Origin of the sequence: Bacteroides rodentium JCM 16496, assembly GCF_000614125.1 — a bacterium.
GTDB lineage: Bacteria > Bacteroidota > Bacteroidia > Bacteroidales > Bacteroidaceae > Bacteroides > Bacteroides rodentium.
This window is the reverse complement of record NZ_BAKJ01000048.1, coordinates 24,720-32,820: the sequence shown is the minus strand read 5'-3', so window position 1 is coordinate 32,820 and position 8,101 is coordinate 24,720. Positions and strand designations below refer to the sequence as shown.

Below are 8,101 nucleotides of genomic sequence, written 5' to 3'. Positions count from 1 at the left end.
AAACTTTTTATGTAATCTATAATTCAAGAATGCGGGCGACTGTTATTCACCTATTAATTATTTTCTTTTGAAGTTCCAGAACCATGCTGTTCCCCATGCTCCTGCTCCAGGTTCAGGAGCACACAAACGAAGTTCTTGTTCATCCACTTTCAATATATGGTAGGTGTATTGGCGAGCGTTAGACAAGTTCGGTTGTATGCCCAGCAACGGGACAGTACCAGAAAATTCCATTGTTCCCACATCCCATCCAGACTGTTTCACATCCTCGGATATTTTCACAGAGCCACTTTCACCACGACTTGTTTGAACACCAGTCAAACTGAGCGAGAACCAACCATCCAAACCATCCGACAACATGCCTTTTGCCTCTGCTTGACTATCAATAGTAGTTCCTTGAAGAGTTCCATCTCCATCAACAATCCACCATCCGGGGCCAGTATTCCCGAGATAGCCGCCATTTCCCCAACATCCATCAGGAGCTTCTGTATTCCAAGTCCAAACAGAAGTTCCATAACCACCATCGGAGGTCGTACCAAATACATCAGCATAAATTGCAGGAAGATCTGTGTATTCTGACACCGCGATAGCTTGAGGAGCAGATTTCACAATAGAGCCATCCGGATTGATAGTTTCAAGATATACCTTCAGTTCCTTGACAGGTGGAGCCACTTGCACCGTCGGCACGGTTCCTTCCGCAAGTTTAACATCTGTATTTGCATCATAGACTTTGACATAACGTGCCGGATTAGGGACAATTGTAATGTTGTTGTTTCCCTGGTTCTTGGCCACAAGTTCAAAAGTAAGATTTTCCGGTGTGACATTGGGATCCGGACTGATTTCATCCACTATCGGATCGCAAGCCACCAGCAGCATTGCAAACAAAGGCATTGCGAATAATATCTTTTTCATATCTTTTTTCATTTTAAATTCATATTCTATTCTTGCCAACCATTATACTCAGCACTTGCATCCGTATAACCCTCATTTTGTTCTACCTTTCCTTCATTCAGGAGGACTTGGTTTTCGGGAATCTTCTGGAAACCTGCCGTAGCCTTATAACGTGCGGCATAACCACCGTTCTGCGCCACATTACGACTTTCAGCCCCATTTGTATAAACCTTTGTTCCTGTCTGTCTTTCAAGGGCATCGGCAGCAATATGCCAACGGCGAATATCATTCCAGCGAGTACCTTCAAAACAGAGTTCCCAACGGCGTTCATTCTGCAATGCAGCCAATGAATATGCGCCGATAGGAGCAAGTCCGGCACGGCTACGCACTCGGTTTATACCGGAAACATCTTCCTTCAATTCAGACTGCATCAACAATACATCTGCAAAACGAATCAAGACCAAATCATGAATAGAACCGGTTTGCATCAGATTATCATTAATCCAGCCATCGGCACCATACATTATCTTCTCAAATACCGGTTCAATCGTTTTATTTCCAGCCGCATCCGTATTATAAGCCATGATAGAACCAATTTTCATCTGATAATAATCCGTTTCTTGGATAAAGCCTTCACCACCACCTTTATTATAACTCGGCATATCCTCCGTCTTGAATACGGAAGCCGGACGACGGGCATCGTCTCGTTCTGCCACACTCCAATCATTATAAAGATTGGGAGCTACAGGACCGGCACCCCATCCTTGCCCGAAGGGGAAAGAATTGGCCTGATCATTGCCACGCACACCAAAATGCAGAGCATAACCGTTACCATAACCGATAGTAGTGCTCCAAGATGCAAGTTTATTATATTTAATGGCAAACATGGATTCGGGATTTACCGCTGCATCATCTTCTACCCACTTCAGTCCCTGACCGGCAGTAAACGGAAAATCTTCTACCGTACATTTATTGGTGTATGCCCACAAATTACGAAACTCAGGAACAAGACTATAACCGGAATTATTCACACAATCATCAATATACCCAATCACATCCTGCTTGGTCAAAGTTGTCCCATCAGGCAAATCAACTGAAGTCAACGGACTATAGTTCGTACTAACCAAATCGTTCAGAGTTTCACCATTGCCATACATGCCGGTATAATACAACCAAGCACGTCCTAACATAGCTTCAGCCGTATATTTATCAACATGCCCATCCGACTTGCGAACAGCCGGCATATTTGCAGCCGCATCGCGAAGATCCTGCAGAATCTGCCCCCAGATAACAGCGGCAGTCGGAGGAGTTGTATCTTCGGGCAACAAAGCAGTAATCACCAAAGGTACACGCCCATACATGGAAGCCAACTCGTAGTAATAAAAAGCACGAAGAAACTTGGCTTCGCCCTCAGCCTGCGCTCTTACTTCCGGATCCATTTCAATACCGGCAAGAGCCTCCAACAACGTATTGGCACGGTTGATTCCTTGATAGCGAGCCACCCAGTAATCCTGCGTAGCATTTGTACCCGTATTACAAAGAAGGTCTAAAGATTGCATCAACTTGTCATTGGGACCACCACCACCCAACATATCATCGCAAGCCAGCAGAGAATTATACAAGAAAGACTGCTGCGGAAAAGCATTGACATTATTCAGGTTCTGATATATGGCAGCTAAAGCCTGATTGGCATCTTCAGCCGTTTTAGGGAAATTGGTCGTATCTTTTTCCGTCAGACTCATCGAGTCCAGACTACAAGAAGCAAACATTCCTGCTATCACCAAAGCTGCACCTATTAAATATGCTATTTTTTTCATCATGTATCAATTTTAGAATTTAACATTAACACCTACCATATAAGTACGAGGTTGAGGATAGTTACCTACATCAACACCAGTTACCCACGGTTCTTTGTCATTGAGGGCTCTACCATTCTCCGGATCCATCCCTTTATAACCGGTAAAAGTAAATAGATTCTGTGCAGCAGCATACACACGAAGTTGCTGGAACGGACAGTTCTTCCAAATTCTCTTGAAATCGTATCCTATTGTCAGATTTTGAATGCGAACATAGTCGGCATCATCAATATAAATATCTGAAATGGTCTGGAAATTCTGTCCTCTATTTCCCGGTGCAAGCAGCGGATATCTGTTTGAGGTTCCTTCACCATGCCAGTAATCGTAAACTTCTGTCGTATAGTTTTCATACTGTCCATCTGAGAACTTTCTCCAGGAACGAGCCACCTGTGCACCAAAAGCGCCATAGGTTGTTACAGAGAAATCAAATCCTTTATATTCCGCACTTAACGTAAGACCCATTGTCACCTCAGGATGAGGATTACCCAAATCAGTCTTATCCTCATCATTAATCACCCCATTTCCATCAACATCCACAAACTTCAAATCGCCCGGTTTAATACCTGCACCTTGCTTAGAGTTTGCCGCATTGCCTTTACAATTCTGGTCAAGATATGCCTGCAAGTCATTCTGGTTCTGAATGACACCATCCGTCTTATAACCATAAAAATAGCCAATAGGATGTCCTTCTTCCATACGGACAAACCGACCCGTACTTTGAGCCAACAAATCATTACCGCCTTCAATAAAATGATTGGCATTATTAACCTCCGTCACTTCATTTTTATTATAGGCCATATTGACATTCACCCCATACTTGAACTCCTTACCAATCTGATCTCTCCAGCCCATTGAAAGTTCAAGACCAGTATTCTTTACCGTACCAGCGTTTTGATATTGAGAAGAGAAACCGGAAGCCGCATTGGTACCCACTTCCACTAACAAATCTTTCGTCTGCTTGCTATACCAGTCCATGGTAAAACTCAGACGGTTGTCCAAGAAACGGGCATCAATACCGATATTAGTCTGTTCTGAAGTTTCCCATGTCAAATCGGGGTTAGCCAAACGATTCGGGTAAGCTCCGGTTGTACCTCCATTCTTATCCGAACCAAATGTATAAAGACCATAATCGCCAAACTCGTAACCGGCACGCCAATTTGAATTAGGGATATTGTCATTACCATTCTGTCCCCAACCAGCACGGACTTTCAAGAAACCAAGCCAAGAAGCAGTATTTTTCATAAAAGCCTCGTTTGAAACAACCCAACCGGCAGAGAATGAAGGGAAATATCCCCATTGATTGCCTTTCGCAAACTTAGACGAGCCATCGGCACGGATGATAGCAGAAAACATATAAGTTTCCTTAAAGTCATAATTCAAACGTCCAAAATAAGACATCTTAGAACCATAATCCGAGGGATAGCCATTTACTGTAGCAGTAGCTTTACGTTCCGTATTATGCAAATAGGCATGTGTAAAGTCACCAAAAGCACTATTATAACCGGTTGCCTCTACTGATTCGCCATAAGTTGGTCTTGATTTAGAATATTCTGTACCAGCCAAAACATCAAAATGATGTAAGTTTGTAATATCAAACCGATAACTCAACGTATTAGTCAAACTCCAGTTCCAACCCAAAGACACGTTATTTATCGTTTGATCTTTATCACGGCTATCTCCCTGATTATTAATTTGGTAAATGGGAAGATATGAACGCCATGAACTTGACCATTGCTTGTAACTAACCTGACCTTTATAAATAAGATTCTTAAGTGGTTGTACTTCCAGATATGCCGCTGTGTTCAGATTAAAATTCTTATTTTTATTATTCCCAGCCTGATTATATACCATGTGAGCCATCGGATTAGAAGCATATGCAGTATAATCAAGTATACCGTTAGCACTCGTTCCAAAATTCTTCAAATCATCATACATGAAGAAATCACCATTTTCATTATATACAGGAATCAGAGGAATAGCACGCAAAGCATTAGAAAGGTCATTCGAATATTGATTACCTAACTGCACACCTTGGTTCTGTTTGTGCTGATAATATATATTCTCACCAAACTTTATCACATCCATATCTCCCTTACGGTATATCACATGCTCAGAATTAATGCGGAAAGTAAAACGACGATAGTCAGTCTTCACCGGACCACCGAATGCACCATCCTGATACTGATAGCCTATACCTGTCGAAAATTTGGAGAATTCAGAACCACCTGTTACATTCAACGCATGATTAGTAACCACAGCATTTTTATTCCGGAATTCTTTTACCCAATCTGTACCAGGATTAGTACCATTCTGATAAGCAGTCAGCAAATCAGCATCTACGAATTTTGACCAATCATACGGTTGGCCTCCATTATTATAGCTACTTGATCCATTACCGCCATATATTCTTTAGCATTCAGCATATCAGGCATCTTATATATATTTGCCCAACCGATGTTTCCATCATAAGATACAGAAACCTTTCCTACCTTACCCTGCTTCGTAGTAATAAGGATAACACCGTTGGCACCGCTTGAACCGTAAATTGCACAAGATGCAGCATCTTTCAACACGTCAATACGTTCAATATCGGCAGGATTCAAGGCGTTAATATCACCACCGGCTACTCCATCAATGACGTAAACTGGAGCTGTATTTCCGTTAGTACCAGCACCACGAATATTAATTTTAAACCCATCACCCGGCTGACCGGAAACGGCCTGAATGTTTACACCCGGAGACTGGCTTTGTAAAGCGCCCAATGCCTGCGTGGTATTTAATTTTGCGATGTCTTCGCCTTTTACTTCAACCGTAGCACCAGTCACCAACTTCTTCTTTTGTACACCGTAACCCACTACGACCACTTCATCCAACAATTCAGCATCTTCCTTTAACTGAATTTTGAAATTACTTTGGCTTCCTACCACAATTTCTTGCGGCTGATAACCGATAAAAGACACTACAATCGTGGCTCCCGGCTGAACATTCAATGTGAAATTACCGTCAATGTCGGTAATAACACCATTTGTGGTGCCTTTTTCCAACACATTGGCACCGATAACCGGTCCCATTGCATCTGTTACAGTACCTGTGATTTTTTTTGCTTGCTGCACAGCATCTATTGCATCGACCGATGCGGCGAAAAGTTGCGGAGTATAAGTCAGGCTGACAGCCGAACAGATACCCACGAGCAGCGCGGTTCTTCTGAAATTCAAATTCATACTTGTATTTTTCTTAGATTAATGAATTGGTATTGCCTGGCGGCATCTACCGTTTAATATAAGGCTAAACTTCTCTTTTTGAGGAAAAATTAAATATACCTTATTTTATAAAGTGGTTGGTATACATATCACTCCTTTCTCATAGGCATTTTTCATTTCATTAGCGGTTAAACATTATATGATTATTATCAAATTTTAATTAGGCTTGACAAAAGTAGACTTTTAGCATCAAACGTTATAATACTATTTTATCAAATAATAATATTTGCTTAACATTCATTACTATTTCCCTTAAAAAGACATGAACTATAAAAGCAGAAGGGCCGTTCCGGCGCAATGACCGGAACGACCCTTCCTATTGTTCGCTATTTTACAGGAACTACTCTCTCCTACTTCATTGAGGGCAATTGATCGCGGCTAACAACAAACTCCTGGCTCATGGCATCCTTCCACCAAGCCTCGTCGGCATGGACTATCGGAGTACCATCTTCGTTCGTGCCGTCGTACCACGGCATGAACCAACCCCAACGTGCACCGCCAGCCCATTGCTCGGAAACCAAACCTATGGCAGAATTACTGTAGGCAGAATAGCCGCATTCGCTCAACGAAACCATCTTGCTTCCATACGCTGCGACGATGGAGCTGTACTGTGAAGCACAGTCGGCAGCGTCATTGCCATAAAGGTCGCGTCCCACGATGTCCACGTATTGGTCACCCGGATACCAGTCGTCATCACCGGTTTCGGTAGTCCATACCCAGATGAGATTATCCAGCCCCTGGGCCTTGAAGTAGTCGAACATCTTTATCCACATCGCCTTGAAGCTGGCGGCATCCTTACCCCACCAGAACCAGCCACCGGCTGCCTCGTGGAGCGGACGCCACAGCACCGGTATGCCAGCCTCCTTCAGCAGTTTCAGGTAACCAGCCACGTGCTCCAGGTCTTGCATAAAGAACTTGTTTTCCCAAGTGCCTTCTGTCAAGGCATTGCCGGCATCGAACTTGGTATCGGCTTTATAGAAAGCATATCCGGTTTCAAGGTCGGGAACAGCAGTAATGCCCTCGCCCTCGAGATAGATGCCGGTAGCTACATAGTCGTGACCACTCACAATCAGTCCGCTTTCCTTCAATATCGCAAGAATTTCTTCAGTAATGGGCATGGTGAAATCACCCGTAATGTCGAAATACTCGTATTCGGAGGTAATACCTGCCATGTGCCTCCGTGCTTAAAGGCACCTTGTGCACCGGCAGCCACATCTTTCACTGCTACACGCACCACATCACCAACCTTAGCAGTGGCAAAGATGGCTTTGGCAGCATCGTTGTTCAGCTGCACGGATTGGCTCCAGTCGGCAGGCATCTCCTGTTCGCCGCTCCACAATGTGATATAGTTGGCGGGAGCTTCTTTGGGTACGTTCCAGTGCCACATGCACGACACGATACCATTCTTGTCCGCCCACTCCTTGACGGGAGTGATGTCGCCATAGTTTATCCAGTCGGCACCCGCCACCGACCATGCCAGATGGCCGTAGTCGAAGGTGTTGATGGCAGGATATTTGCCCGTCCACTGGAATACGCGTTCGGACATGTCGGTGTTCCACGACTCTTTCGCCATCATGGCGGAGAGTGATTTGGTCTCGTAATTCTCCAAAAGGTAATTGTACAGCTTCACTGCCGGAGCCGCAGTAGCCGCCACCGGTGCCTTGTCGAGTGCCACGGTGCGAAGTTGAGCGAAACTTCCGGGGCAGGCATTTTGTTCGGACCCAGCACCACGCCTGCGGGAATGGTCAACGCGCAATCGGTTTCACGTCCGGGCACGTTCACCGTCAGTGTCAGCACCTTGCTCGAGCCAATCACATCGGCACTCAGCAACTTGCCTCCGGTAAAGGAAATCTTGTCCAAGTCGGCAGTAGCGAAAAACACGTTCTTGTCATACTCCACCTGAATGGTGATGTCGCCCCGCTTCACTTTGCTTGCTCCTGCCTCGGGAGTTGTCTTCACCACTGCCGGAGCATCCACCTCGGGAATGGTATACTGCGCATCGGTATCGGCACACGATGCCAGGCAGAGGGTTGCTGCCATGAATAAGGCAGCACGTATCTTATTTGTCTTCATAATCGTATAGTTTTTTATAATGTG

At 44.4% G+C, this 8,101-nt stretch carries 5 protein-coding genes and 1 pseudogene; all 6 read right to left on the bottom strand.

Annotated features, from left to right (window positions below; all coding sequences use genetic code 11):
* Positions 1–57 precede the first annotated feature (57 nt).
* The 6 genes and pseudogenes from JCM16496_RS16950 to JCM16496_RS24230 all read right to left on the bottom strand — a co-directional run bounded on the left by JCM16496_RS16950 (position 58) and on the right by JCM16496_RS24230 (position 8,077).
* Positions 58–948 (bottom strand): hypothetical protein, encoded by an 891-nt coding sequence (locus JCM16496_RS16950; protein ID WP_244440465.1) that lies wholly within the window; start codon positions 946–948, stop codon positions 58–60.
* Positions 936–2,705 carry a RagB/SusD family nutrient uptake outer membrane protein gene (locus JCM16496_RS16945; protein ID WP_025835751.1) on the bottom strand — a complete coding sequence of 590 codons (1,770 nt, stop codon included), beginning with the start codon at positions 2,703–2,705 and terminating at the stop codon, positions 936–938. Before JCM16496_RS16945 ends, JCM16496_RS16950 begins: the two co-directional genes overlap by 13 nt.
* A 12-nt stretch (positions 2,706–2,717) precedes the next feature.
* Positions 2,718–5,965: pseudogene (locus tag JCM16496_RS16940) on the bottom strand (SusC/RagA family TonB-linked outer membrane protein).
* Positions 5,966–6,354: 389 nt separating this feature from the next.
* On the bottom strand, positions 6,355–7,176 hold the full coding sequence (locus tag JCM16496_RS24240; protein WP_244440464.1) for a glycosyl hydrolase: 822 nt from the start codon (positions 7,174–7,176) through the stop codon (positions 6,355–6,357).
* A complete protein-coding gene (locus JCM16496_RS24235; protein ID WP_244440463.1) occupies positions 7,089–7,679 on the bottom strand; it encodes a glycosyl hydrolase in 591 nt (196 codons plus the stop codon). Before JCM16496_RS24235 ends, JCM16496_RS24240 begins: the two co-directional genes overlap by 88 nt.
* A complete protein-coding gene (locus JCM16496_RS24230; protein ID WP_244440462.1) occupies positions 7,631–8,077 on the bottom strand; it encodes an Ig-like domain-containing domain in 447 nt (148 codons plus the stop codon). The genes JCM16496_RS24235 and JCM16496_RS24230 overlap by 49 nt, the downstream gene beginning before the upstream one ends.
* Between the last annotated feature and the right edge of the window lie 24 nt (positions 8,078–8,101).